24 protein-coding genes are annotated in these 24,235 nt (G+C 42.9%); 14 read left to right on the top strand and 10 right to left on the bottom strand.

Going from position 1 to position 24,235, the window contains the following annotated elements:
* The first annotated feature begins 41 nt into the window (after positions 1-41).
* Together JEY82_RS13140 and JEY82_RS13145 are read left to right on the top strand one after the other, a co-directional pair.
* A complete protein-coding gene (locus JEY82_RS13140; protein ID WP_304086140.1) occupies positions 42-647 on the top strand; it encodes a hypothetical protein in 606 nt (201 codons plus the stop codon).
* A gap of 5 nt (positions 648-652) precedes the next feature.
* Positions 653-1,006, top strand: a complete 354-nt coding sequence (locus JEY82_RS13145) for a hypothetical protein (RefSeq protein WP_092162007.1) — start codon at positions 653-655, stop codon at positions 1,004-1,006.
* Positions 1,007-1,117: 111 nt separating this feature from the next.
* Here JEY82_RS13145 and JEY82_RS13150 read toward each other — a convergent pair whose 3' ends face one another.
* A complete protein-coding gene (locus JEY82_RS13150) occupies positions 1,118-2,062 on the bottom strand; it encodes a PilZ domain-containing protein (RefSeq protein ID WP_304086143.1) in 945 nt (314 codons plus the stop codon).
* A gap of 239 nt (positions 2,063-2,301) precedes the next feature.
* Here JEY82_RS13150 and JEY82_RS13155 point away from each other — a divergent pair, with 239 nt between their 5' ends.
* From JEY82_RS13155 to recJ, 10 genes are all read left to right on the top strand, one after another.
* On the top strand, positions 2,302-3,159 hold the full coding sequence (locus tag JEY82_RS13155; protein WP_304086145.1) for a ribonuclease H-like domain-containing protein: 858 nt from the start codon (positions 2,302-2,304) through the stop codon (positions 3,157-3,159).
* A 279-nt stretch (positions 3,160-3,438) separates the two neighbouring features.
* Positions 3,439-4,428 (top strand): class I SAM-dependent methyltransferase, encoded by a 990-nt coding sequence (locus JEY82_RS13160; RefSeq protein ID WP_304086147.1) that lies wholly within the window; start codon positions 3,439-3,441, stop codon positions 4,426-4,428.
* Between the two features lie 208 nt (positions 4,429-4,636).
* The gene (locus JEY82_RS13165; RefSeq protein ID WP_304086149.1) at positions 4,637-5,890 is read left to right on the top strand and encodes a DEAD/DEAH box helicase; all 1,254 of its coding nucleotides are present in this window, start codon (positions 4,637-4,639) and stop codon (positions 5,888-5,890) included.
* Positions 5,891-5,959: 69 nt separating this feature from the next.
* Positions 5,960-7,267 (top strand): tRNA (N(6)-L-threonylcarbamoyladenosine(37)-C(2))-methylthiotransferase MtaB, encoded by a 1,308-nt coding sequence (mtaB, locus tag JEY82_RS13170; protein ID WP_304086151.1) that lies wholly within the window; start codon positions 5,960-5,962, stop codon positions 7,265-7,267.
* A 93-nt stretch (positions 7,268-7,360) separates the two neighbouring features.
* A complete protein-coding gene (locus JEY82_RS13175) occupies positions 7,361-8,242 on the top strand; it encodes a YicC/YloC family endoribonuclease (RefSeq protein WP_092162013.1) in 882 nt (293 codons plus the stop codon).
* Between the two features lie 11 nt (positions 8,243-8,253).
* Positions 8,254-8,514 carry a DUF370 domain-containing protein gene (locus JEY82_RS13180; RefSeq protein WP_304086153.1) on the top strand — a complete coding sequence of 87 codons (261 nt, stop codon included), beginning with the start codon at positions 8,254-8,256 and terminating at the stop codon, positions 8,512-8,514.
* On the top strand, positions 8,507-9,139 hold the full coding sequence (gene gmk, locus JEY82_RS13185) for a guanylate kinase (protein ID WP_304086155.1): 633 nt from the start codon (positions 8,507-8,509) through the stop codon (positions 9,137-9,139). Before JEY82_RS13180 ends, gmk begins: the two co-directional genes overlap by 8 nt.
* A 1-nt stretch (position 9,140) precedes the next feature.
* Positions 9,141-9,833 carry an orotidine-5'-phosphate decarboxylase gene (pyrF, locus tag JEY82_RS13190; RefSeq protein ID WP_304086157.1) on the top strand — a complete coding sequence of 231 codons (693 nt, stop codon included), beginning with the start codon at positions 9,141-9,143 and terminating at the stop codon, positions 9,831-9,833.
* A gap of 19 nt (positions 9,834-9,852) precedes the next feature.
* Positions 9,853-10,680 (top strand): lipopolysaccharide assembly protein LapB, encoded by an 828-nt coding sequence (locus JEY82_RS13195; protein ID WP_304086159.1) that lies wholly within the window; start codon positions 9,853-9,855, stop codon positions 10,678-10,680.
* A 57-nt stretch (positions 10,681-10,737) separates the two neighbouring features.
* On the top strand, positions 10,738-12,471 hold the full coding sequence (gene recJ / locus JEY82_RS13200; protein ID WP_304086161.1) for a single-stranded-DNA-specific exonuclease RecJ: 1,734 nt from the start codon (positions 10,738-10,740) through the stop codon (positions 12,469-12,471).
* Between the two features lie 10 nt (positions 12,472-12,481).
* On the opposite strand, the gene lipA is transcribed toward recJ, so the two are convergent.
* The 8 genes from lipA to JEY82_RS13240 form a co-directional block, all read right to left on the bottom strand.
* Positions 12,482-13,360 (bottom strand): lipoyl synthase, encoded by an 879-nt coding sequence (gene lipA / locus JEY82_RS13205; protein WP_304086163.1) that lies wholly within the window; start codon positions 13,358-13,360, stop codon positions 12,482-12,484.
* Positions 13,308-13,946, bottom strand: a complete 639-nt coding sequence (gene lipB / locus JEY82_RS13210; protein ID WP_304086165.1) for a lipoyl(octanoyl) transferase LipB — start codon at positions 13,944-13,946, stop codon at positions 13,308-13,310. The genes lipA and lipB overlap by 53 nt, the downstream gene beginning before the upstream one ends.
* 20 nt (positions 13,947-13,966) lie before the next feature.
* Positions 13,967-15,301 (bottom strand): small ribosomal subunit Rsm22 family protein, encoded by a 1,335-nt coding sequence (locus tag JEY82_RS13215; RefSeq protein WP_304086167.1) that lies wholly within the window; start codon positions 15,299-15,301, stop codon positions 13,967-13,969.
* Complete coding sequence (locus JEY82_RS13220) at positions 15,291-16,859, bottom strand: ASKHA domain-containing protein (RefSeq protein ID WP_304086169.1); 1,569 nt, start codon at positions 16,857-16,859, stop codon at positions 15,291-15,293. The genes JEY82_RS13215 and JEY82_RS13220 overlap by 11 nt, the downstream gene beginning before the upstream one ends.
* 58 nt (positions 16,860-16,917) lie before the next feature.
* Complete coding sequence (locus tag JEY82_RS13225) at positions 16,918-17,709, bottom strand: sirohydrochlorin cobaltochelatase (protein ID WP_304086171.1); 792 nt, start codon at positions 17,707-17,709, stop codon at positions 16,918-16,920.
* A 145-nt stretch (positions 17,710-17,854) separates the two neighbouring features.
* Complete coding sequence (locus tag JEY82_RS13230; RefSeq protein WP_304086173.1) at positions 17,855-19,534, bottom strand: chemotaxis protein CheA; 1,680 nt, start codon at positions 19,532-19,534, stop codon at positions 17,855-17,857.
* Positions 19,534-20,283 (bottom strand): histidine kinase, encoded by a 750-nt coding sequence (locus JEY82_RS13235; protein WP_304086175.1) that lies wholly within the window; start codon positions 20,281-20,283, stop codon positions 19,534-19,536. Before JEY82_RS13235 ends, JEY82_RS13230 begins: the two co-directional genes overlap by 1 nt.
* Positions 20,284-20,306: 23 nt before the next feature.
* Entirely contained in the window at positions 20,307-20,708 is a 402-nt protein-coding gene (locus JEY82_RS13240; protein WP_304086177.1) for a response regulator, read from the bottom strand.
* 151 nt (positions 20,709-20,859) lie between these two features.
* On the opposite strand from JEY82_RS13240, the gene JEY82_RS13245 reads away from it, so the two are divergent.
* Positions 20,860-21,450, top strand: a complete 591-nt coding sequence (locus JEY82_RS13245; RefSeq protein ID WP_304086179.1) for an RNA methyltransferase — start codon at positions 20,860-20,862, stop codon at positions 21,448-21,450.
* Here the strand turns inward: JEY82_RS13245 and JEY82_RS13250 are convergent.
* On the bottom strand, positions 21,447-23,111 hold the full coding sequence (locus tag JEY82_RS13250) for a glycosyltransferase family 2 protein (RefSeq protein WP_304086181.1): 1,665 nt from the start codon (positions 23,109-23,111) through the stop codon (positions 21,447-21,449). The two genes, JEY82_RS13245 and JEY82_RS13250, sit on opposite strands and share 4 nt — an antisense overlap.
* A 145-nt stretch (positions 23,112-23,256) precedes the next feature.
* Here JEY82_RS13250 and JEY82_RS13255 point away from each other — a divergent pair, with 145 nt between their 5' ends.
* Positions 23,257-23,865 carry an L-threonylcarbamoyladenylate synthase gene (locus JEY82_RS13255; RefSeq protein WP_304086183.1) on the top strand — a complete coding sequence of 203 codons (609 nt, stop codon included), beginning with the start codon at positions 23,257-23,259 and terminating at the stop codon, positions 23,863-23,865.
* The last annotated feature ends 370 nt before the right edge of the window (positions 23,866-24,235 follow it).

Here is a 24,235-nt window from a genome sequence, read left to right on the forward strand (position 1 = left end):
ACCGGAAAAATTTACGTATCTAATTCAGAAGGAGAGTAATCATGGTCGTCATCGATGGACACAAAAAGGAAATGGACATTAGAAGTTTTGAAAATCTGGAACAGGTTTTTGATAGCGTACTCGAAAATGGATTTCTTGACGGACGCATCGTAACTGATGTTTTCGTAAATGAAGAACCTTTCAGCGAAATTTATCCCAATCAGTCTGAAGATATCGAAACTTCAGAGATTGAAAGTCTTGAAATCAAGAGTGCTACAACCGTTGAAATGGCAAGCAGCATTACTCTTGAACTTTACAAAGTTGTTAACATTATGGCAGGCGGAGGCAAGCAGGTTGCAGAGCTTTTCAGACAGGCAGATGATGCCGAAGCACTTGAACTATATCAGGATCTTCTTGATGTAACTAGAGACTTCCTCGGCATGCTAGGCAGCCTCAGGGATCAATTTTCCCTCAAAGACAGCAACGGCTTCGGCGTAGTGTTGGAAGAATTTTCCAGTCTTTTCACTGAAATGACTGAAGTGCTTGAAAATGAAGATTGGATTTTACTTGCAGATTTACTTGAATATGAATTTCTGCCTTCAGTTGAAAAGTGGAAGAATGTTATTTCCGCAATTCGTGAAGATATCAGAGAGGCAGCTAAGAGGTAAATATCATGGCTGACACATTAAATCTTTTGGATCAGGCTTTAGACCTTGGACATAAGGAACTTAAGTTTCTGGTTGCCGGAGAAGTTGAAGAAGCTTTTCAGGCTGCGGAACAACGGGGATTATATACCACTCAGGCCCTTGAAACTAAAGCAAGCGTAAGCCTTGATGATATTTTGAGTAAACTTGAAAAGCTCAAATCTCTTCAGGGGCAGCTGACAACGGAAGCTAAGAAGTTACACGCTTCGGTTAAAGCGGATCTCGGGCAGGCCAAAAAGGAAAGTGTTCGGTTTAAGGGGTATCTTGGTGTCGCTAAAGGTACTCCCATTATGAAAAACCGTTATATTCATAAGGTCGGGTAATTTCGCAGACCTGTTTTCAGCCTTATCCTATTGCGTTAAATGACGGTACGACATGATTAGCCCCGGCAGGAATTATATTCCGGTCGGGGTTTTATCCTTTAATTCACTTGATTAAATTTCAGTCCAATCAATAAATTGCTCATTTTCATCGCGAATGGTCCCGCTCATGGTGAATCCTACACCAAGTCTGCATGACTTTCTGTCGATGTTTTCAACTGTACGTATTTTACCAGCATACCAGTAAGGCTTGAATATTTTTTGACGGAAGTTGAACATAAAAATATTAATGAGCACATCTGTATCTGTATCAAATTTATTTTCGCTTAAAATAAGAGGAGTGCTGACTGCTAAGCCTCCGTTTGAAATGTTGATAACTTCATTATCTTCATGTCCGCCTGACCTTGGATCATATGAGTTAACCGCCAAGTCAGGGATGGAGTCGGCAAAAGAAGCGTCATCAGTATCAGGTTTTCCGAGCCAGATTTTAACCCTTATGAACTGCTGATCGATAACTCTTTTACGTTTATGACGGCGGCGTATGATGCTTGAAAAAGAGCGGGGAAGACTTGCACTCAATCTGCTGCATCCTTCCTTTTTACATTCAAGAGAAATTATTGTTGTTTTGAAGTTGTTAACTGAGCCTGTTTCTGTTTTTTCAGGCGGGAACATCATCAATATTTGTCCAAACTCCGATTGTTGCGATAATCCCATCTCGTCAACGATTTCGAGATTTATGCGGTCTTCTTTTATGTCCGTAATTACCGCGCGGGCGAGAACATTTTCATGTGATTCAGAATTAGCAAGATCCAGAATTATGCCGTTATCTTTGAAATCTGATATCAGATTTTTTTTGTAGTTTGATCCTCCGTCTCGTTTCCGGGAAGAAGAGCGGAGCATAAGATAAGCAATCAGTGCGGCTAGAAAACCTATAGCTCCGGCCGTGGTGAGTATTATAGGCATAGATTCCGGCGGCAGTGCCTTAAAAATTTTCATAGCCGGAACAGCTATTGCTGAGTCTATTTTATCTAAAAAGAATTGAAGGCTTATTTTTTCCATCGGTAATATCCTGTAGTGAATATTATATTGCTAAAAATTTTATTCTCATCATTTACTTATGTAGGTGGCGGGAGTGCAAGTTGTCAATGTTGGTTTGTTACTGGACTATCATGGTTATTACGGCTATTCACCGCCTTAACGAATGGTTATTAATGCGGGTGTAATATTAAAATTAACGCTAAATTATTTTTGCCCGATCTGATACATGCGAAAACATTGCTTAATGCAGGGTTTGTGAAATGCTCGAAAGGACTTTTTGTCATCTTAAGGGAATAGGAAACACCACTGAGGCTAAAATCTGGGAATCCGGAGTCAGTCACTGGAATGATATTCTGGAAGGAACTGATATTCCGTTTTCACCTGCGAAGGTGAATGAGCTGGAAATAGGGTGCGGTGAATCTCTGAAAAGACTTAAAGAATGTGATCCCATATGGTTTGCGGATAGACTTCCGGCCTCCGATCAATGGCGTCTTTATCCTCATTTTCGCAAGAACATAGCTTATATAGATATAGAAACGACCGGAACGGATGCTCATTGCTGCGATATTACGACTATAGCTCTCTGGAACGGGCGTGAGGTTAAAACTTACGTGCAGGGGCGTAATCTTCATGAGTTTGAAGAAGAAATAGCCAAGTATCAGATGATAGTCAGTTTTAACGGTAAATGTTTTGATGTGCCTTTTATCGAGAAATATTTCGGTATCAAGGTCAAAGCCGCTCATATTGATTTACGGTTTGTTTTCAGGTCGCTCGGAATTACCGGCGGACTTAAAGGAATTGAACATTATTTCGGTATGGATCGCGGTGACGCAGAAGGTCTGGACGGATATTTTGCTGTTCTTTTATGGAATGAATACGAAATGTCAGGTAACGAGAAAGCGCTTGAAACTTTGCTGGCATATAATGTTCTGGATAGTGTTAATCTTGAGAACTTGATGATTCGCGGCTATAATCTTCATATAGAAAGATTTCCGCAGCATGATCTTGAACCTCTTTCCACAGTTCCGGAGCCGCTCAATCCGTTTAAAGCACATATTGATGTAGTGGAATCTATAAGACGCAGATATCCTTCCGGAGGAGCTTTTCGGAAGTTCTAAAATAAAAACAGTACATATTTTTCCTAAGAAAAATAGTCCTGTTGTCAGTGTGAATTTATTTCCCATTAAAGCCGTTTTCAAAATTGAAAACGGCTTTTTTTATGCAATTTAAAAAATATCATTACACTTAACATGTTTAAATACATTATTAAAAGATAGATAAGCTGGTTTGAAGGGAGATCTTTAAATAATTGGGTACGATCTGTGCATTATGTGAGTGGGCAAGGCAAAGGATGCCTGTCTGATTAACATTTTGATGATTGTAAGGGGAGAATGGAGATGCAGGAACAGACCGCCGTGGACGTTGAAAAAGTTAGTTATTCGCATAAATTCATACAGGATATGGTCATCAATCCTTCCTTTTATACTGATAGTTCCTTGTTGAAAGATGTTAACGAGATGAGTAAACCCTCTGTTGTAATTACAGATCCCATGATTATGGGAATGGTTCTTAAATTTTTCTATTGTTATGTCCATAAGGGCTGTTTTGATGAAGTTGTTCCGCTGGAAAAAGTCAGTGAGCTATGTGAAATGTTCAGCCGTCATCGCAGTCTTAACGAGCCTGATGATGATATTGAATTGATGAATTATCTGCGTCAGTGGTCATTTTCTCTCCGAATGCTCGCTGATATTCCTAAAACAAGCCATATTATCCGTTCCATTATCACACATAAAATTTCTCCGAATCTTATGGATTTAGATGAATATGTCGGTCTGGATATCGGCACCGGGACTGGAATTTTGCTTCTTGCACAATATATCCATGCCCGAAGACTGGGTTTCGAAAAGATTCATCTTTACGGAATAGAATATGATAAGATGGTCGGGTTGCAGAGCTATAAAATTTTCAAAGAACTGGGAATTGCTGAAATTATTCTTGGCGATGCCAGAGAAAGCCGTAATTATGAGCCGTTAATGGATAAGCAGGTCACATTTGTCTCAAATGAAACTGTTGCCGCCATGCACCAGCCACTTCGGCGTGATCACTTTGTAGCTATATGCCGCACTCTTTTTAGGACTGTCGGCAACAACATTAAAGATGCAGGATTTTTCCCGGAAGGGTTGATCGCTTTTTGTAAGGAAATGAATGTATCTGTACTTCTTGCGAAAAACACAGCTTTTCTAGGGCCGAAAGAATATCATGATATGCATCTTCTCCCGCAGGGGATTATTATAGAAGGAAATATTGTTCCGCTCCATCAGCTTGGAGATGAACTGCTGCCGTATATGTCTGAATGGGCTCGAGAGCGTCTTTCCCGTAGATGGTAATAATTCCAAATTATTAAGAAATTTTAGAATCTCCTCCAGCATATTTTACGATATGTGGGAGGAGATTTTTTATGTTTGTTTGTCGGTTCATTTAGCTTTACAGTGCGTAATAAATATATGATATTCCGCGCGCTCGCGTGACAGGCGTATAGCTGTTTTATATATTGAAGGGTGAGCAGTAAATTTTTATGTGACAACGGAGAATTTCTTGAATTTCGAATCGTTTTGCTTTGACTCCCGCATAGCTTCCGGCATTCGTGCGACCGGTTACAGCGCTCCGACGTCTGTTCAAGTAAAGGCTATCCCCGCTGTTTTGGAGGGTTGCGATGTCTTTGGGTTAACCCAGTCAGGCACCGGAAAAACCTCTGCTTTTGTGTTGCCCATTCTTCAGCGTTTAATAACGGCTGAGGCCCCGACTCGTGGACCTATACGTGTTTTGGTGCTGGCTCCTGCCCGTGAACAGGTTTTAAAAATTCACGAAAAATTTATTTCGCTTGGTAAACAGACAGGAATACGTTGCAGTGCTGTTTTTGGCGATGGTGATGCTGAATCCGGCATACAGATTAAGCTGAAAGAAATTTCCCGCGTGACAGTGCTTGTCGCCACTCCTGACAGACTTCTGGAGCTGATTAATCGCGCCGAAGTTGATTTATCCTATGTTGATACTCTTGTTGTTGATGAAGCTGACACTCAACTGACGATGGATTTTTCAGTTGAAATTAAGTCTATTCTCGCTAAGCTACCGTTGAAACGACAGAATTTAATGTTTTCCGCTACTCTGCCTTCAAGCGTGAGCACCCTCTCCGCAGAGATTTTGCATGATCCTAAAATATTTCAAATCGCGAATACTGCACCTGTTGAAACCGTAAAGCATATCTGCTGCCCTGTTCCGATTCATCTTAAGCAGGAATTTTTGAAAGCTTTGCTTGAAGATATAGAGTTTGAAAGTGTTCTGGTTTTTGTCAGAACCAGACGCTGGGCGGAACGACTTGCCGCAAGACTTGTAAAAGCAGGGTATAATGCAGCGTCACTTCATGGCGATTTGTCTCAAAGTAAACGGAAAGTAGTTTTAGACGGATTTAAGAGCGGGGAATTTAATATTATGGTCGCTACTGATTTAGCGGCCAGCAGTCTCGAGTGTTCTTCAATTACGCATGTCATTAATTATGACATGCCGGATACCTTTGAAATATATAGACATCGTATGGAAAAGACTGGGATTGACGGTAAAAAAGGTGTAGCATTTCTTTTTGCCGCTGATGAAGATATAGCTCAGGTTGTGGAGATAGGAAAATTAGTTGAGGGCCGCCTTTCGGTACATCATTTAGACAATTTTGATTACAAGGGTTCCAAACCTGAACCTGTTTTACCTGAGGTTGTGAAGAAAAAAGAACGCAGCAAGCCCGGACGTGCTAAAAAAGGTAATAAACGGCATGGTCATAGTGGTAAGGGGTCGGTTTAAAAACGAAAAGTTAAGAGTTTAATATCTTGTAGCTCCATGATATATGAGCAATATGAATCGGACAGAAATATGAAAAAATTTTGGATTACCACCCTCGGTTGTAAAATCAATCAATATGAAAGCGAATCAATCCGTCAGCGCTGGGAGCAGATGGGATTTGAGCAGGCTGCCAATGACGTGGAAGCTCATGAGGTCGTGATTAATTCGTGTGCTGTAACCGCATCAGCTTTACGCGATTTGCGTCAACTCGTTCGCAGCATCAACCGCCGGAATCCCGAAGCTGATATTATTATCACCGGATGTGCCGCACAGGTTTTTGCCGGAGAATTAGCAGAGCTTCCCGGTGTCAGTGAAGTTATTCCGCAAGATCACAAGGCGGATCTTTTAAAGCTTGATAAACTTCATGACTCTGAAGAAAAAGTTGAAAATTCAGATGGGGTGACAATTTTTCAGCCTTTTGAAATTAAAGATTATCAAAGAGCAAGAGCTGTAGTCAAAGTGCAGGACGGGTGTTCGCATCGCTGTACATATTGTATAGTACCAATCACCCGCGGGCCTAGTGTCAGCAGGAAGATTGAAGATATTCTGAGTGAAATTCAAAGACTGCTGGATGCCGGATTCAGAGAAATGGTAATCAGCGGTATTAATCTCAGTCATTATGGGCGTGAATTTAAAGATCGTCCTGATTTCTGGGATCTCATGGAGCGGATTGAAAAGGAATTCGGTTCAGAGTGGGGTGGCAGGGCAAGACTACGTATCAGTTCACTTGAACCGGGCCAGCTCAAAGATCGTGCGTTTGAAGTTTTTTCATCCTCTAAATTAATATGCCCGCAACTGCATTTATCTTTGCAGAGTGGTGATTATTCAGTGTTGAAAAGAATGGGTAGAGGGCATTATAAGCCGCAGGATGCTCTTACTTTTGTTGAAGAGTTAACCAAGATATGGCCTGTTTTCGGTCTTGGAGCTGATATTTTGACCGCTTTTCCTGGAGAAACAGAGGAAGAGTTTAATAATACTTTTGAATTCTGCCAAAAGCTTCCTCTATCTTATGCGCATGTTTTTCCGTATTCAGTCAGGCCGGGAACTGTTGCTGCGAAAATGAAAGGACAACTTTCCGGTTTTATAAAAAAAGAGCGCGGGGCAAAACTTCGTGAACTTGTTGAAGAAAAGAAAGCTGAGTTTTTGAATAAAATTTTAGGGTTGAATTCATTGAAAGTCCTTTTTCAGGATAAAAATAAAGGTATTTGTGAGTTTTATTCGACATGTGAGTTGGAAAATGGTTTTGAAGGAGCCGTACCGCGTGAACTCGTGAAAGTTGTTCCTATAAAGATTTTGAAAGATAAGTTGTTGGTTCGTATTTTAGAGCCGGAATGTTAGAGTAAATTTGTTACTATAAAATTGTCAGTATAAAATTGATAAGCAGCGCAAGCGTATGCTGCTTAAATTATATTTTAAAAGAAAGGAGGCTCAATGCCTGTTAGCATGACTGGATTCGGACGTTTTGAGAGTACTGAAGATAAATGGAGCCATTGCTGGGAAATCCGCAGCGTAAATTCACGTTACCTTGATCTTAAATGGAGATTGCCCGGTTTCCTTCGCGGATATGAATCCCGCTGGGAAAAACTGGTCAGAAAATATGGATCTCGCGGTAGGGTTGATATTTCTTTGAACCTTGAAGTTTTCAGCGCAGAACTATTAGGAATTGGTCTGAATAAGCTTCAGGCCGAAGCTATGATCACACAGGTTCGCGATATGGCAACTGCTGATGGTGTAGATTTTACTCCGGATTACAATAGGCTTTTCGGCTTATCTTCCTTGTGGAGAGACGCTTCAAGCGAGCCTGATCCTAAACTTGCAGCATCAATTACAGCCGGTCTTGAAGGCGCTCTTGCTAACTGGCGTGAGTCTAGACAGGCTGAAGGCGATGACCTTGTTGTAGACCTTAAAGAGCGTTTTACTCTGCTCAAAGAATATGGCGAAACAGTTAAAGCTAAAGTTCCTGAAATTCTTGAAATGAGACGTGTAGCTCTTATCGAAAGAGTAACTAACATGATGGAAACTCTTGGTGCTGAGTATTCTGAAGACAGAATGATTCAGGAAGTAGCGATTCTTACTGATAAGCTTGATGTTTCAGAAGAAGCCACACGTCTTGATGCTCACCTCGACCGTATTTTTGAAGTTCTGAATAGTAATAAAGATGCTGGTAAAAGACTCGATTTCCTTCTTCAGGAAACATTCAGAGAAATTAATACTTGCGGTAACAAATGTCAGGATATCGAAGTCAGCCGCGTAGTTGTTGAATTCAAAGCTGAGCTTGAAAAATGCCGTGAGCAGGTTCAAAACATCGAATAATTTGGTTGTAAATGCAAAAGCAGACATTACTCAATATAGGTTTTGGTAATTACGTGGTTTCCAGCCGCGTAATTACCATTGTTAATCCTTCATCTTCTCCGATGCGTAGACTTCGTGAAGATGCAAGGCAGGAAGGCCGCCTTGTCGATGCAACTCAGGGACGTAAAACAAGGTCCATTATAGTTATGGATTCCAACCATGTAATCCTGTCAGCTATACAGGCGGAAACAATCGGACATCGTTATACATCTGGAGACGCTGACAATGACTGATACGCGGTTTCCGTCACGAAAAGGTCAAGTTCTGGTACTTTGCGCGCCATCCGGCACTGGTAAGAGTACTCTTGTAAAAAGTCTTCGCGGTGAATTCTCCGAAGTGGGATTTTCTATTTCGTGCACAACTCGTGAACCTAGACAAGGGGAAGCGCACGGCAGAGAGTATTATTTCTTATCCGTTGATGAATTCAAGGCAAAACGAGATGCTGGTGAATTTGCGGAATGGGCAGAAGTCCACGGTAATTTTTACGGAACTCCGAAAAAGCCTGTCGAGAAGATGTTATTTAAAGGGATGGATATTCTTTTTGATATCGATTTTCAGGGAGCTATGCAGCTCATGGAAACGATGCCGGATGGAATATTTGTCTTTTTGATGCCTCCGTCCTATTCGGAATTGAAGGCCCGTCTTGAAGGGCGGAACACAGATTCTGCTGAAGTTATCGGACGCAGATTAAGAAATGCAATGAGTGAAATGGCCTCAGCCCCTCAGTTTGAGTACTGGATCGTCAATGATGATCTTGACAAGGCTTATTCTGAATTGAGGTCAATTTACCTTGCCGGGAAAAATCGTCCCTGTACCAATCCGGGACTTCTTGAAAGTATATTAAGCACTTGGGAGTAGTATGTCTGAATTAGTTGTCGCCCTAGATTTTAAAGATGCGAAATCCGCCATTGCCATGGCCGAAAAAGTCCGCGGAGTTGCTCCCTGGGTAAAAGTCGGTCTTGAACTTTTTTGTGCGGAAGGGCCTCAGATTATATCCACGTTTAAGGATATGGGATTTAAAGTTTTTATCGATCTCAAATTTTTTGATATCCCCAATACCGTAAAAGGTGCTGTGCGTTCCGCCACGCTGGCGGGAGCTGATATGCTCAGTCTGCATGCTATGGGCGGAGAGCGTATGGCTATTGCTGCCCGTGAAGGTAGAGCTGAAGCTGCGATTGGCGGTGCTGGTCCTTTACTGATGGCTATTACTGTACTCACAAGTATGAGCGAAGAAGATCTTCCTTTTGCTGTTCCGAACGGACTTGGCGACGCTGTGCTTGATCTGGCGCTTGCGTCTTCTCAGGCAGGACTGGACGGAGTGGTCTGTTCCGGGCTTGAAGTGGAATCCGTTAAAGAAAAATGCGGTAGCGATTTCTTATGTCTGACTCCGGGTATCAGGCCCGCATCAGTTTCTGATGATCAGCGCAGAGTTGTTACTCCGGCGCAGGCTGTCAGCAGAGGTTCAAACTTTCTAGTTGTCGGAAGACCCATCACCGGCGCGGATGATCCGGCGGAAGCTGCTCGTAGTATAATTGCTGAAATGAATTCTTAGCCGGAGGCCGTAAGGTAAAATGTCTACAGGACAACGGACTAAGCTTCATGGTGTTTTTTCAACTCTGACAGAATCTAAAGTCGGAGCAGGGGCCACGACCAAACAGACCTTTCAAAAAACTTATTGGTTTGTAGAAGAACTTAAAAATGAAATTGTTGAGGTTCAGCCGTTAAATAGTCATGACGTTCCTTCCGGACCGAAGAATACTGTTGCCAAGGAAGAATTTCTTGATAATTTTGAGCCGGAACCTGAATATTACGTTGAGGTCGTTCTTCCGCGTATTAGAAATCTTGATGCCACAATTAAGCGCGGAGAGAAGCATCGCGATCGCTCAGAGAATTACAGTGCGGAGTATGAATTTAATTCTGCGATTGCAGTTGATGAAGATAATGTCAGAGCAAACTTTGGTCTGGGGCTGACATATCTTGATCGCGGTGAAACCGGTAGAGCTGATGATATTTTCAGGCGGCTGGTGGTACTGGAAGCTATTTTTGAGCCTAGACATAAGCATCTGTTCAATGAATTCGGTATCAGTTTGCGTAAAAACTGCATGATTGATCAGGCCTTGGAATATTATCACAAGGCTGAGAGTATTTGTAAAAGAGATGAAAATCTGTACCTTAATATAGCCCGTGCATATTTCGAAAACGGTGAGGTTGAGGATTGCTTGAAATACGTCAATAAAAGCCTTGATATTAATTCTGATCACGAAGAGGCCGGACTTTTTCTCGAGTATATGCGTGAAATTGGTTACGGGGGTGACAGAGTTGCTGATTCTGAATGTGTTGCTCCTCAAAAGATAAAGAATAAAAAAAGTCCAGCCCCGGATTTTAATTTTAACATTTAACCGCAACAAACAGCCGCACCTGAACGACCTTTTTCATAAAGCATAACGGAGTTAGATTTGCCATCCATTTGGAAGCTGAGAAGCGAAGAGGAAGTACCTTCGTCTTTATCTGTATTAGCGGCAGAGTTGGGAATTACTGACCTTTTAGCTGAAATTTTATGGCACAGAGGTTTTAAGACTCGTAATGAGATGGATTTTTTTCTGTCTCCCGGGTTGAGGAATCTATGCAAGCCTACGGAAGTTCCCGGTACTGAAGAAGCCGCGAAAGTGCTGGTTGAAGGGCTTACACAGGGTAAAAAGTTTGCTGTATGGGGTGATTATGATGTTGATGGCATAACCTCCACGGCTTTGGTGAAATCTTTTCTTGAATCCCGCGGTTTTGAATGCGCTCATCATCTTCCGAATCGTATCGAAGAAGGATACGGGCTTAATATTCCTCATCTTAAAAAGCTTAGCGATGAGGGTATAAATCTTCTTTTGACCGTCGACTGCGGCATAACAAATAATGCCGAGATCGCCGCTGCCAATGAAATGGGGATGACTGTAGTTGTTTCCGATCATCATTTGCCAAGTGATGAGTTGCCTCCTGCCGCCGCTATATGCAACCCACGCATAACGTCTATGAACGGTAAAACGTATGACTGCCCCTGCGATGCTTTGGCAGGTGTCGGCGTGGCCTTTATGCTCATGGCGCAGATGAACAGACTTCTTCCCGGAGATCCTGTTGATCTCAGGCAGTATCTTGATTTTGTTGCTCTCGGAACCATTGCCGATGTTGTTGAATTGCAAGGACATAACCGCATTCTGGTGAAGAATGGATTGCTTCTTTTGAAAGAGGCTAAACGTCCCGGTCTGGCCGCTCTTAAAGTCGTCAGCGGCTATGATATGTTTGCCGCAATCGGTGCCGGACAGGTTGGATTCGGACTTGCTCCGCGGATAAATGCTTCCGGTAGAATGGGTGATCCTGACAAGGCTCTCGATCTTTTGCTTGCCGCAGATATGGAAACAGCTCGTCCCATTGCGAAGGAATTGGATACGCTTAATTCTGAGCGTCGCGCAGAAGAGGACCGCATCCTTAAAGAAGCTCTGGCACAGGCCGAAGAGCAATCAAGGCCGCCGCATAACAGGGCTGGTTTGGTATTGTTTTCGCCGGACTGGCATCCGGGCATTATCGGGATTGTTGCGTCACGCGTTGTAGAAAAATATTATCGCCCGACCATCATGCTTTGTGAAGACGAAGGTGTTATCAAAGGGTCCGCTCGTTCTATCCGCGAATTTCATATTCACGAAGCGCTGACTGGAATGTCGGAATTGTTTACAAATTTCGGCGGTCATAAACTTGCCGCAGGTATGTCTTTTCCTTCTGCTAATTTTAAAGCACTCAGAGAAAGATTTGATACCGCCGTAATAAAAGTTGTGGGTACTGAACCGCTTAAGCCTACTTTGAAAGTTGATAAAGAATTACCGCTGGAAAATATCGATTATGTCCTGCTCAAAGAGCTTGAGCTGATGCAGCCTTTCGGTATGGGGAACCCTGAACCGGTTTTCACAACGCCGCCTGTCGAAATATTAGAACGCAGGCCTATGGGTAAAGAACACGTAAAGCTTACCATTTCCGATATCAATAAAACCCGCAGAATGCCCGCGAAAGCATGGCGTCTGGCCGAAAAGCTGGGTTCCGAACTCATCGGTAAAAAAATGCGTTTCGCATTCTCCCCCAAAATTGACAAATTTAACGGCATTCCTACAATTGAACTTACGATTCGTGATTTTACGCGGAAGCTTAAGTAGAATTTATATTTTACAATTCCCCAAACGATTCAGCCGCATGGAAACTGCTGCGAACTAATGGCGCACAGAACATATGTTTTATGCCCAGTGATTTTCCGTACTCGGCGTATTCGTCGAAAACGTGCGGTTCAACGTATCTTTTTACAGTTGGATGTTCTTTTGACGGGCGCATGTATTGTCCGATTGTGACGATGTCGCAGTTTATTGCCGCCAGATCATTAATGACTCTATAGACCTGTTCGTCCGTTTCACCCAATCCCACCATTAAGCCAGATTTTGCGGGGATTCCGTTGCCGTATTTCTTTACCCGTTCAAGCAGTTCAAGGCTTTGTTCATAGTCAGCTTCCGGCCTGATTTCGGAATAGAGGTCCGGTGAAGTTTCAACATTGTGATTGAGTACATTCGGTTTAGCTTCAAGAACCGTTTTCAATGCGGGCAGATCTCCCTGAAAATCAGGGATGAGAACTTCGATAGCGCACTCTGGATGATCGGTGCGGATGCGGGTGATTGTTTCCGCGTAGTGTGCGGCTCCGCCGTCCGGCAGGTCGTCTCTGGTGACAGAGGTTATGACTGTATATTTAAGTTTCAGGCGTGAGACTGCTTCGGATACGCGGCGTGGTTCGTCGCTGTCGAGCGGATCTATTTTGCCGGAAGTGATATTGCAGAATGCACAGTTGCGTGTGCAGACGAATCCCATAATTAAAAAAGTGGCGACGTTGCGTGAAAAGCAGTCCCATGTGTTGGGGCATTTTGCGGTCTGACAAACTGTGTTCAGATTTAAATCCGCAAGCAATTTTGCTGTATCATTGAAAGTTTTGCCAGCGGGAAGCTTAACTCTAAGCCACGGTGGAATCCGTAAATATTCTTCTGAATTCTTCTTTGAAGACATTTTTAACATCCTCGATGTCAATCTCCCTGCCGGCTTCTGCTGAAAGGGATGTAGGGTGAGCACCATGCAATCCGCAAAGGGTGATGGCGTTGAAAAGTTTCATGTCGCGCGAAATATTAAATGAAAGTCCGTGGTAGGTAATCCATTTTTTTACCCCGATACCGATAGAGCAGAGTTTGCCTCCGCCGACCCATACTCCGGGCTGACCTTCGCTTCGGGCCGCGATCACATCAAAACGGGCCGCAGTACGGATAGCAGTTTCTTCCATGTCATGAAAGAACTTCTTAATACCGCCGCGCCTTTTTTCAATGCGTATAACAGGATAGACAACTAACTGGCCGGGATAGTGGCAGGTGATATTGCCGCCTCTGGCAGTGTGGACGAGTTGCGCTCCCATGCCCCGCAAAGCCTCTTCGCTTATCAACAGATTGTCCAGCCCCCCCTGCCTGCCTAGAGTCACCACAGGCGGGTGCTCCAGCAGGTAGAGAGTGTCAGGCGCAACGGATTGCATAACCTGATTAAGTTTTTCGAGCTGTATTTTTTCAGCTTCGTCATGAGGAATAATCCCCAGATCAATAAAATCCAACGGAATTTATCCTTTCTCCCTTATTTCCGGGGAGGCTTATTTTTTTTGTAAGAATCTTTTTTTGAATGCGGTCTGGAATCTGATCTGGAATCTGATCTGCCTTTCGGAGAAGAACTTTTTCTTGAATCCGGTGCAGACTTTGAACGATTATCTTTTTTTGAATCATGATCAGATTTTGAATCCGAAGCTTTTTCGTCAGCAGATTTATGAATTGCGCGGGTCGGCAGTTCAACTATTTTTGCGCCGGATTTAAGATCTTCTTCCATTTTTTCAGGCTCGGGTATTCCGATAAGTCCACCGGGGAAAATTGATCTTGCTCCGCCTTTTGCGAGCAGCAGGATTAATCCCTGAGCGGCGCAGGCATACTGACCGAATCCGCCCTCATCGATTCTGAAAGATTCAGAAATAGTACGGATAAGCATTTCGCCTTCTGCTGCGGCAGGAGGTGGTGTGTCAGATTGTGCTACGTATAAGAAACTCATGCTGACATTGTCTTTTTCCATACGGCATTTGGCGGAAAGTTTTTGCAGCCATTCAGGTGCATGGTTGGAGTCAAAATTGAAATGACACCAAGACTTACCTTGTTCACCGTTGAGTGGGCATTCTTCTTGATGTGGACATGGAGCCAGAATTGAAAGTCCTCTTTCCATGAATTCATTACGCATAATGGAAAGTACGCGTCCTGAACGGCGGATGCCCGGTTCGATAATAAGCATTTTCCCTTTAGGAGTGAGCATTCTGCTTATCTGCTGACAAAATTTATTAGCCCATAACTGAAGCGGGGTGCGCATTCCTGATGAAGCTTCGTTGACCATGTTAGCGGTAATCAGCAGGTCGGCCTTTTCTCGTATTTTAGAAGAAGGGCCACCTTTTACGTTAATCATTTTCCACGGGCTTTTTCCGGCAAGAGCTTCGAAAAGTTTTTGTCCTTCGCGCATGGGTTTTGGTGAACGGTCAACGTTGATAAAAGTCAAACGTTTTTCGCGAAGCTCAGGTCTTGCAATCCAGAGAGCCTGCGCCACAGTTAATGGTCCTGCGCCAAGGTCTATGATGACTCCATTTTCAGGGAGATTGAAATTCATGTCCTGAAATAGGCGGGTCAGTCTGTATAGATTCCAAGGCAGGTAGAAGCGCAAGTATGCATTTAGTGTGCGTGGATCACCCATGTAATCTTTGGGTAGACTTGCGCGGTCACCTGTCAGCATTTTTGAAAGGTCACGAATTGCGTAGTGAATTTCTTCTTTGTGTTTGGGACGCAGAGGGACTGCTTTATTCAGAATATTAAGATAGTTTTCTAATTGCTTGGTAATACTTTCGGGTGGCAGCGGGAAAAGTGAAGTGACTCTAATAGACATATTGAAATATCATCCTTTCGAGGAATTTTTGTCCAAAATCTTGGCCTCCGGCTAACTCCAGTACTGAAGTCAGGGCGGGCAGAGATGAAGCAAAATCTCGAGCATTTTTGTTATTTGTGAGAATTACAGCTCCGACAAGGGAGGTGTTGCCTGCGGCGCGGGTTATAGGACCTGTTTCTGCAGGGATAAATCCGGTTGTTACAAGATCATTAATATTTACATGCTGTCCCATGGCCCCGCCAAGAATCAATGAGTTCAGTGACGAGGGTGACAATCCGGCCCTGTCTAAAAGGGCTGTCATAGCCAGATTGAAAGCAGCTTTAACTTTTAATATTTCTTCTATATCAGAAGCCGGAAGCAAAAGCTCCGAATTTAAGCCCAGATCAAGAGCCGGAGATCCATGCGCCTGAGTTATATTACGAGCCAGTCGTGCGGCAAAAGGGGTATTTCCCTTTGAGAATTGACCTTCACGAGTAAGAACTCCTGATTTCAGTAAAAGCGAACAGAGAGACAGATAACCTGTTCCGGTTATACCGGGACTGCCTGTTTTGTCTGGTTCACTTATAAATGACGGAGAAAGTCCGGCCGGAGTGAGGGTGAAAGATGAGATTGCACCGGGGCCGGCAGTTCTGCCGTTGGTTAGTCCTACGCCTTCGAGGGCTGGACCCATCGGAACCGATGAAACAATATATTCATCGGGTGAAAGGCAGAGGACAAATTCGCCGTTAGTTCCGAGATCCGCAAAAAGATATGGAGGCTCGGGAATAACGTTTGAAAAATTAAGGGCAACAATGCCCGCTGTTATATCGGCCCCTACAAAAGGAGCAAGGTGAACAGGGACGTAAGCTTGCGGGAGGTTTTGTCCCAGATTGATAACTTTGCCGCATTGGTTCGGAAGTGAGTAGGGTGCACGGCTTAAGCCTTCAACATTATCCTGAGCAAGGATCGAGATCATCGAAGGGTTTCCGGTGATGACTATTTCTTTAACCGGACCGGTCTGTTCAATAATGGAAGCCAGTCTGGTCGTTACCAAGTCTGAAAGAATTTTACACTGTTCCGGTTTACCTGCAAAAGCCAGACGGGACATAACTTCGCTGCCCAGCCCTATTTGCGGGTTAAGTTCCTGTCCTTCTATTACTATTTCACCATTCACCGTAAAGGCCCATTGCATTCCCGTGGTCCCGAGGTCTATGGCAAGTGAAAGATTGTCCGGCAGGCTGTTTGCAAATTTGTCGAGAATATTGCCGGATATTTTCGGGACAACCCGTTCCGGTTTCGGGAGATAGATAACGGCTGATTCAGCTTTATGCAGACAGGAAAATCTCCAGCCGGATTCTATTTCAGCTGCGGAAAAATTTTTAAGCTCTTCTTTGAGAGGAGTCGGGGCGCATGTTTCAAACTTAACTTTGCAAAGGGCACACCTTCCCATACCCGAACAGAGAGGAACTCCGCTGAAAGCTCCATTCAGGAATAAACGTTGAGCCAGATTAAGCTCACTCGAAGGTGCGAGTTCAAGGACGTTTCCGTCGTGAACATTCACAGTAAGGTTGTTTTTCATTACCAAGATAACTTATATGCGGTCCGTCTGTTTAGCAAGAGCGGGGGTAGGCTGTATTTTAATTGTCCAGTTTTTTGATAGCGTCACGCAGGTTATCCATCCAGCGGTCAGCAAAAATACCGAATTCTCCGATACCTTTAATTGCGGGAATAGGTTCAATCCCACCTGCGGCAACTATATTTTTCCAAGAATCTTTGTCTTCTCCGGCCATATCTTTTTGAACATGATTCCCTGCGCCGAACAAAAGAGGAAGAAGGAATGCTCGTTTTAATCCTGCTTTTTTTATTTTTTCAGTTATTTCCACAATGTCGTTTGGTGAGCTTACTGCCCCCAAAAAAGAATGCTTGTCTTTGTCTTCAAGTACAAGTTTGAATTTGTGATAAAAAATATTACCGGAATGTCTGGACCCGTGAGCGACCAGAATCAGAGCATCTTTTTCAGGATCGCGGTCAGGCAAAAGAGATAAAATCAAATCAGAGACTTCGTCTACAGCCTGATCATCACTGAGTAAGGGCTGTCCGAATACTGCTTTTTCAAAGTGAATTTCACCTTTTGCGATTTTATTAAGTATTCGCGTAATGTGATGAAATTCAATACCCGGAATAACGTGAAGAGATTGAATTACCACGTGGGTGATTCCATCATCGTGCATTGATTTAAGAATTTCTTCTACCGATGGGATAGGCTGTCCCTGTTCGCGCATTATTTTGCGAACATGGTAGGACGTAAAAGCGCTTTTTATGGGGATGTCCGGGTACTCTGCTTTTGCCAGTTTAAGTATATTGTTGAGAGCGGAATTGGCGGCCCGGTTGTTTGAACCGTGTGCGGCAAGAAGAATGGCTTTTTTCATCAAATATATCCCTGCGGAATTTTGTCCGTATTTATCGCGTCTTGAGTGGACCAAGATGTATAGCAGACAAAAGAAAGGTAGCAAAGCCTTTTGAATGCGCCTGAAAAGCCGGTATTCGATGTTTCTTCAAGGGTGAGGGCATGACTTATAGCGTGTCATTAATCCCCAATTGTTTTGTGAGCAGAACTTCTGTGTCTACTACCAAAGCATCATTTTCGCCCATCATGCCGAAGCCGAGAATGGGCAGATTGTAAATACTGTTCACCGGCAAGGTGAATCCGGTGACAACTGCTTTTTGCTGGCGTAAAACATCGTCAACCAGAATGGCCGCGCTGATTTGTCCCATTTTCACTAAAATTACTTTCGACAGCTGATCTTCAGGCGGCTGAGGAAAATCGAAAACAGTATGCATTCGAATTAATGGATGAATCTTGCCTCTGATGGATACAGTCTCGCGTCCGTCCGGCAGTGTTGTGAACTCTTTAAGGACAGGTTCATATACTTCGAGAACTTCCCGGCTGGGGAATATAAATGTTTCAGGCCCGACCGATGTGATAAGGGCATCGACAATTCCTTCATTCACTGAACGACTGAGCGGTATGGCGATAGTAAATGTTGAGCCGTATCCCAGTTTACTTTTGATTGAAATTTTACCGTCCAGAGTATTCTGAATGGAGCTTACGACCGCATCCATTCCGACCCCGCGTCCTGAAATATCTGTTACTGCCTCGGCTGTAGAAAATCCTGATTGCAGAATAAATTCATATATTTCTTCCTGCGTATAATTTTTTTGGGGATCAGCAAGGCCTCGGTCCAGAGCTTTTACCAGCAGAACATCCGCGTCCAAGCCTTTTCCGTCGTCAGTTATTTCGATATACGCGAATTCGCCTTTTCTGCTTGCACTCAGAATGACTGAGCCGTCTTTATCTTTACCGCACATTTCGCGGTCTTCAGGATCTTCAATGCCGTGATCAAGCGCGTTACGAAGTAAGTGAACCAGAGGTTCATTGAGGCTTTCAACGATGGTTTTGTCGAGGGCAAGTTCTTCTCCCTTAATTATGAATTTGATTCTTTTGTTGAGCTTTTGAGAAGTGCTTTTTACCAGCCTGTGCATGGGCATGAAAATTTGTTTTAACGGGACAAGTCGTATTTCATCAACTTCAGACTGCAAGTTGCGGATAACTTTATCAAGCTCGCCCAGACTGACAGAAATTTTAGCGATATTATCGGTTCCGGTTTGCGCTATAACTGCATGCGTGACCATGAGTTTTCCGACAAGTTCTATGATAGAATCAAGCTGTTGTGTGGAAACTCGAATTGAAGAAATTGCCTGTGATTTATCTTTTTTAGCCGGTGCAGACGGGGAAAATTTAGCTGCTACAGCTGTTTCTGTTGGAGGTTCATTGTCAGTAACTGAGTCTTTTTTTATTTCAACTTCGTTTTCAACTTCGTTTTCAACTTCGTTTTCAACCGGATTTTCGGTAGTTGATTCAGTTTTTTCTTTTTTTATTTCAAGTGTTTCAGTTGTAGTTTTATCTTTTACACAGTCGACCGGAGCGGCTCCCTTATCTAATAGCCCCGCAATGCAATAAAAGAATTTTTTCTGAGCTTCTGTAATTTCAAGCAGGGAAGTAATTAAGTCGGAAGTGACAGGCGTAATTCCGTCTGAAAGCATATCCAACAGCGCGATAATCTGCGCCGAAGGAATTTTCACATGTTCAAGACCAAGGGTTTTCATGACATTGTTTATGTCACCAGAACCTTGTTCTAAGTTTATGATTGTTTTCTGTATGTCTTCAATACAGCTTGCAATACTTTCTTTCATTATCCGTTTGCTCCGGAATTATTGTTCGAAAGGAATATTTCACGGCTGTCGTATTCAGCAATATATCTGGAAAATCCCCAAGAATGAAAAGTAGATGAGCAGAAACCGTTCATGCCGGTAATACCGATTTCAAGGTTATCTGAAAATGATGCAATAAGCTCAAAAAGTGATGAACCTACGGATAAAGTGTTGCTGAAATCAAACAGCACTTTGTTCTGGTTTGTAATATCCTGCAAAACTTTTTTAACTGCTTCGCGCTGTTCGGAAAAATATAGTCTGTTAACGGAAAGAATAATAATTTCGCAATTATCAATGGATTCAATTTCTATAGGTTTTAATCCGTTGTCGATTGGTCCTGCAACGACTTCATCTTCTCCTAAAAGCCTTTGTTCAATAGAGGATGTAAATTCTGTATCGTAGCTTCCGGTATTTCGAAGTTGTTCAATAAGAATAAATATGGAGTTCACTGATTCAATTGCAAGAGCTATTTGCGGCAAAGCTCTTCCTACTTCTCCGGATTGCATTTTTTTCAGGAAGCTTTCTACTTTATGAGTAAATGCAGAAGCCGGTTCAAAACCGGACATGAAGCCGGTTACACCTTTAATTGTGTGAAGAGGGCGCGAAAGAATTTCTATACCTTCTTCAATCTGCTGCTCATCAAGAAGGTCTATTCCCTCAAGAACTTGAGGGTAATATTTATCATTAACTTCAGAAAAGAATTCTTCAATTAAGGATTCGTCTTCACTCATTTCCAGCTCCGTTAAAATCCGGTTTATTTGTGCAGCACGCCAAGTTTTTCAAGTTCTTCGTAAAGTTTTTCTTTTGACACCGGTTTTACGAGAAAGGCAGAAGCTTCAACATCATGAAAGGAGCGGATAACTGTTTTAGGGTCATTGAGTGCTGTCGTCATAAAAACTTTCACGCTCTTTTTATTCGGAGTGCCATTTTCTTTTTCAAAATTGCGTATGGCTTCAAGAGCTGTTATGCCATCCATTTCCGGCATCATTATATCCATACAAACCAATGTGTACGGCTTCCCTTCTTCAAAGGCAATTTTATATGCTTCAAAGGCTTCTTTTCCGTTCACCGCGATATCTATTTCGAAAAGAGGTGACAGAAAAGTGGAGATAAGTTTTCTGCTTACAAATTCATCTTCTGCTACAAGAGCACGCATCCGTTCCTCCGTTGGTGAAATATCTATATACAATCTCATATCATGTTTTTTAAATCAATATAATGTCAATTAATATTAAGCAATTATTGTGTTACTAGTTCTTTTCAGGCTTTCCTTGCAAACTTTGGAAAGGTTGAGTACCTAAAACGCCATGGAAAAAAAGAGAACCCCCCAAAGAGAAGAACGAATCAGAGAAGTGTTGGAAAAGCGGCAGAAAGATCTTACTCTTATTGTTGATAATGTCTGGGATCCGCATAATGTTTCAGCAATTTTGCGTAGTTGTGATGCTTTCGGTATTTATGGCATCCACTTGTATTATACTGACGCCGAGTGGCCGGATTTTGCCAATAAGTCGTCTGCGTCCGGTAAAAAGTGGGTGGAGCGTACAACACACACTGACGCGGCTGAGATGGTAGGATCACTTAGAGGTAAGGGATACCAAGTCCTCAGAACTGGTTTTTCGGAAAATGCAAGGCCGTTGATGGATTTTGATCTCAGCAAGCCTTCGGCAGTTATTTTAAGTAACGAACACAGCGGGACGGCTCCTGAACTGGCCGCACTTGTTCCTGATGAAGTTTATATTCCTATGCAGGGAATGATACAAAGCTTTAATGTGTCGGTTGCAGCTGGACTCATTCTTTATCATGGATTCACTCAGCGTTACGCTAAAGGTATGTATGACAAACCGTCTTTTTCACAGGAAGAGATGGATGTGATTGTACAGGACTGGCTTACCCGTTAAAGTATTGTGGTTAACTCTCGCCATTTGTTTTCAGTGTCTGACCAAAGTGAGATCAGGTCTTTTGAAAATATACTGTTTATATCCGGCTCGGAGAATTTGCTTTCGAGCTTGATTTTGTTGCCGAACACCTGCGCTATTCCTTTGATATTGCTGGCTTTTGCAAGGCTTGAATGCTGAATATGCCCGATGCGAAGCTGGCCTGCGTATATATGACTGTATCCGGCAAGGTATGCTCTTAAGTCCCGCTCAAGGTCATCGAATTGAGTGGGGTTGAAGCGGACATCAAACGGGCCGCTGTTGTTTATGGCTTCAAGGTTGAGCATGTGGCAACAGCCGGAAACATGTACTGCCGGACGGGTGTATGAAAATTGTCCGTAATCCAAGGCCGAACGGCAGTTGTCGAAAACCATAATTCTTTCTGTTAATCCTTCTATCTGTGATGTTCCGGATCCGGGTGGAAAAATATGATAGTCCGCTGATTGCAGGGTCGTCGGATTAGTGGTGGATGTAATTCTGCATCCCACTGCGCCGGGATTTCCATATTGTTTTGCGGTGGCAAGCAGTTCTTCAAGCCAGTTTTCAGGAAGTTCCACATCATCATCTAAAAATACGGCCCATTTTCCTTTGCGGGCATCAGGTTCGGCAAGCAGCCAGTTGCGGGCGGCAGGTGCTCCAACGTTAACCGGTAGTTGGATGGACTGGTATTGCCCTTTTGCAAAAATATTTTCAGCATTTTTGACGACTTCACCTGTGTTGTCGCTGGAACCGTTATTCAGCGCAAATATTTTTGCCCTGCCTATGTTTGAGGTCGCTACATTTTTAAGAGTATTTTCAATAAGTTTAGCGTTGTTCCATGAGTATAGCAGGATGGAAACTTCATCTGATGAGTCCAAAATATTAGCTGTCGGGGCAGGATTTAAAAGTCCGTATAATTTTTGTCCCCAGTTTACGTTCCAGATATTTTCTTTCCAAAGAGCTGAGAGAGTTTCAATAGCCTGCTCTTTATCATTGAGTTTTAAGAATAGTTCACACTTTATTGATTCTTTCCAGAGACCCCAGATGTCTCCATCCATTTTATTAACAGCGTCTAAAGCTTCTTGAGGTTCCAAGTATAAAAAACTGTACTGAGCATATAGCCTTTGTTTTACAGGCCTTAACTCATCATCCCATTTTACCAGATCGAGAGCTGTTTTGGGTAGCTCAGGGGTGCCGAGCCGTAGCAAAGTATCCCACGAATGGTTTAACCACGTTATTCCGTCTGGGCCGCGTAGCAGCGGGAAAAGGTGCTTGATTACAAGAGTTTGGTCGTTTGTCTGAAGCAGATTGTCCAGATCCTCGAGCGGAATGTTCCCTGTGTCCATACTTGAGATAAAATTTATAGTATTTTTAAGTGTTTCAGGAACGTTAATGTCACTGACTTCTGAAAATTTACGTGCTGCAAATGTATCCAGTGGATTCTGCATCCACATCCATAATGAAATTCCCCGGCATGGTATTGCGAAAGAGGGGATACTTGCTGAAAGTCTTTGGAATGTATTGATAAGGCCGCTTTGATGCGATATTTCCTCTGTGCCCAGAGCCCACAAAGGAACATTATTTTTTATTTCCAATAGGAATTTTTCAATATCTAAATTTATCAAACCTGTATTTCTGGTGGACATCAACTTCTCCGTAGGGCCGTTTCTTGTTCGCAGTATGATCGCTTGATACTTTATTTCCGCACATTGTAAAAGATGTTGGACATAAGTTTTAAAGTTGGTATAAATAATCGCTTCGTATGCACTATAAAAAGATCGGAGATTTGGGATGACTGATGTTGATGCCGTAAAAATAATAAGATCCGGCGGGGTACTTATTTATCCTACCGAAACTTTGTTTGCCCTCGGGGCAGATGCCAGTGACGAAGGGGCTGCAAATCGCGTTGCTCTTGTGAAAGGACGGCCTGTGTCTAAACCGCTACCTATTATTATAGGGAGTATGGATCAACTCGATCTTGTTACTAAATACGCATCTCCTGAAGTGCTTAAACTTGCTAAGTCTTTTTGGCCCGGGCCTCTTTCCATTTTGGTTAAAGCTCGCGAAGAGTTGCCATATGCTGTGAAAGATTCACGGGGATATACTTCTGTAAGATGGACCGATCATCCCGTTGCGGCAAAAATTTGTCTTGCATCTCGTACTCCGCTTATTGCAACAAGTGCGAATCTTAGCGGTAAAAAAGCTGCGGAAAAATTTGAAGATATTGATGAAGAATTGATAAACTCTGTTGAAGGTATTTTTGATGGTAAGCCCGCTCCTCGCGGAGGAAGTCCTTCAACCGTGATTGAACCGCTTAGCAATGGTAAAGTAAGAGTTCTCAGGGACGGAGTCATTTCCAGAGCAACTTTGATACAGGCCGGGTTCACAGTCGTAAATTAGCTTTTGATATATTATGTCGATTTTATTGACCTGCTCTTTATATGTGAGAGCAGGTCCTTTTTTTTAGTAAAAAAAATTAAACTGTAATCGTGATGAATAGCCGATGTTCAGTCTTCCGGTATAAATTGTTGTACTTTGTGTGTAATTTTAAAAAGAGACACTTTGTATATAAAAATGTTTAATTATAGCAGGTTAAGAGTTTTTATTAGTGGGTTAAAGTTTTGGCATGCGTATTGCTATATTTAAATCACCTTCATTCTTTTGCTGAGATTAATATCGAAAACAGGCCTCGCCGGATACCACCGGCGGGGCCTTTTCGATTTTGTAGCAAATTAAGAATTGAAGATTGAAAACTTTTGAATAAATTGAT

Source organism: Maridesulfovibrio ferrireducens (assembly GCF_016342405.1).
Lineage (GTDB): Bacteria > Desulfobacterota > Desulfovibrionia > Desulfovibrionales > Desulfovibrionaceae > Maridesulfovibrio > Maridesulfovibrio ferrireducens_A.

Bases quoted from the DNA above. Each gene is read 5' to 3' on its own strand.
- JEY82_RS13195 (WP_304086159.1), top strand. From the start codon at position 9,853: ATGTCTACAGGACAACGGACTAAGCTTCATGGTGTTTTTTCAACTCTG.
- lipA (WP_304086163.1), bottom strand. From the start codon at position 13,360: ATGTCTTCAAAGAAGAATTCAGAAGAATATTTACGGATTCCACCGTGG.
- JEY82_RS13240 (WP_304086177.1), bottom strand. From the start codon at position 20,708: ATGCGTGCTCTTGTAGCAGAAGATGAATTTGTAAGCAGAAAACTTATC.
- JEY82_RS13225 (WP_304086171.1), bottom strand. From the start codon at position 17,709: ATGAAAAAAGCCATTCTTCTTGCCGCACACGGTTCAAACAACCGGGCC.
- JEY82_RS13160 (WP_304086147.1), top strand. From the start codon at position 3,439: ATGCAGGAACAGACCGCCGTGGACGTTGAAAAAGTTAGTTATTCGCAT.
- JEY82_RS13215 (WP_304086167.1), bottom strand. From the start codon at position 15,301: ATGTCTATTAGAGTCACTTCACTTTTCCCGCTGCCACCCGAAAGTATT.
- JEY82_RS13235 (WP_304086175.1), bottom strand. From the start codon at position 20,283: ATGAGTGAAGACGAATCCTTAATTGAAGAATTCTTTTCTGAAGTTAAT.
- JEY82_RS13145 (WP_092162007.1), top strand. From the start codon at position 653: ATGGCTGACACATTAAATCTTTTGGATCAGGCTTTAGACCTTGGACAT.
- JEY82_RS13220 (WP_304086169.1), bottom strand. From the start codon at position 16,859: ATGAAAAACAACCTTACTGTGAATGTTCACGACGGAAACGTCCTTGAA.
- JEY82_RS13230 (WP_304086173.1), bottom strand. From the start codon at position 19,534: ATGAAAGAAAGTATTGCAAGCTGTATTGAAGACATACAGAAAACAATC.
- pyrF (WP_304086157.1), top strand. From the start codon at position 9,141: ATGTCTGAATTAGTTGTCGCCCTAGATTTTAAAGATGCGAAATCCGCC.
- JEY82_RS13140 (WP_304086140.1), top strand. From the start codon at position 42: ATGGTCGTCATCGATGGACACAAAAAGGAAATGGACATTAGAAGTTTT.
- gmk (WP_304086155.1), top strand. From the start codon at position 8,507: ATGACTGATACGCGGTTTCCGTCACGAAAAGGTCAAGTTCTGGTACTT.
- JEY82_RS13245 (WP_304086179.1), top strand. From the start codon at position 20,860: ATGGAAAAAAAGAGAACCCCCCAAAGAGAAGAACGAATCAGAGAAGTG.
- JEY82_RS13150 (WP_304086143.1), bottom strand. From the start codon at position 2,062: ATGGAAAAAATAAGCCTTCAATTCTTTTTAGATAAAATAGACTCAGCA.
- JEY82_RS13175 (WP_092162013.1), top strand. From the start codon at position 7,361: ATGCCTGTTAGCATGACTGGATTCGGACGTTTTGAGAGTACTGAAGAT.
- mtaB (WP_304086151.1), top strand. From the start codon at position 5,960: ATGAAAAAATTTTGGATTACCACCCTCGGTTGTAAAATCAATCAATAT.
- JEY82_RS13250 (WP_304086181.1), bottom strand. From the start codon at position 23,111: ATGTCCACCAGAAATACAGGTTTGATAAATTTAGATATTGAAAAATTC.
- JEY82_RS13155 (WP_304086145.1), top strand. From the start codon at position 2,302: ATGCTCGAAAGGACTTTTTGTCATCTTAAGGGAATAGGAAACACCACT.
- JEY82_RS13255 (WP_304086183.1), top strand. From the start codon at position 23,257: ATGACTGATGTTGATGCCGTAAAAATAATAAGATCCGGCGGGGTACTT.
- JEY82_RS13180 (WP_304086153.1), top strand. From the start codon at position 8,254: ATGCAAAAGCAGACATTACTCAATATAGGTTTTGGTAATTACGTGGTT.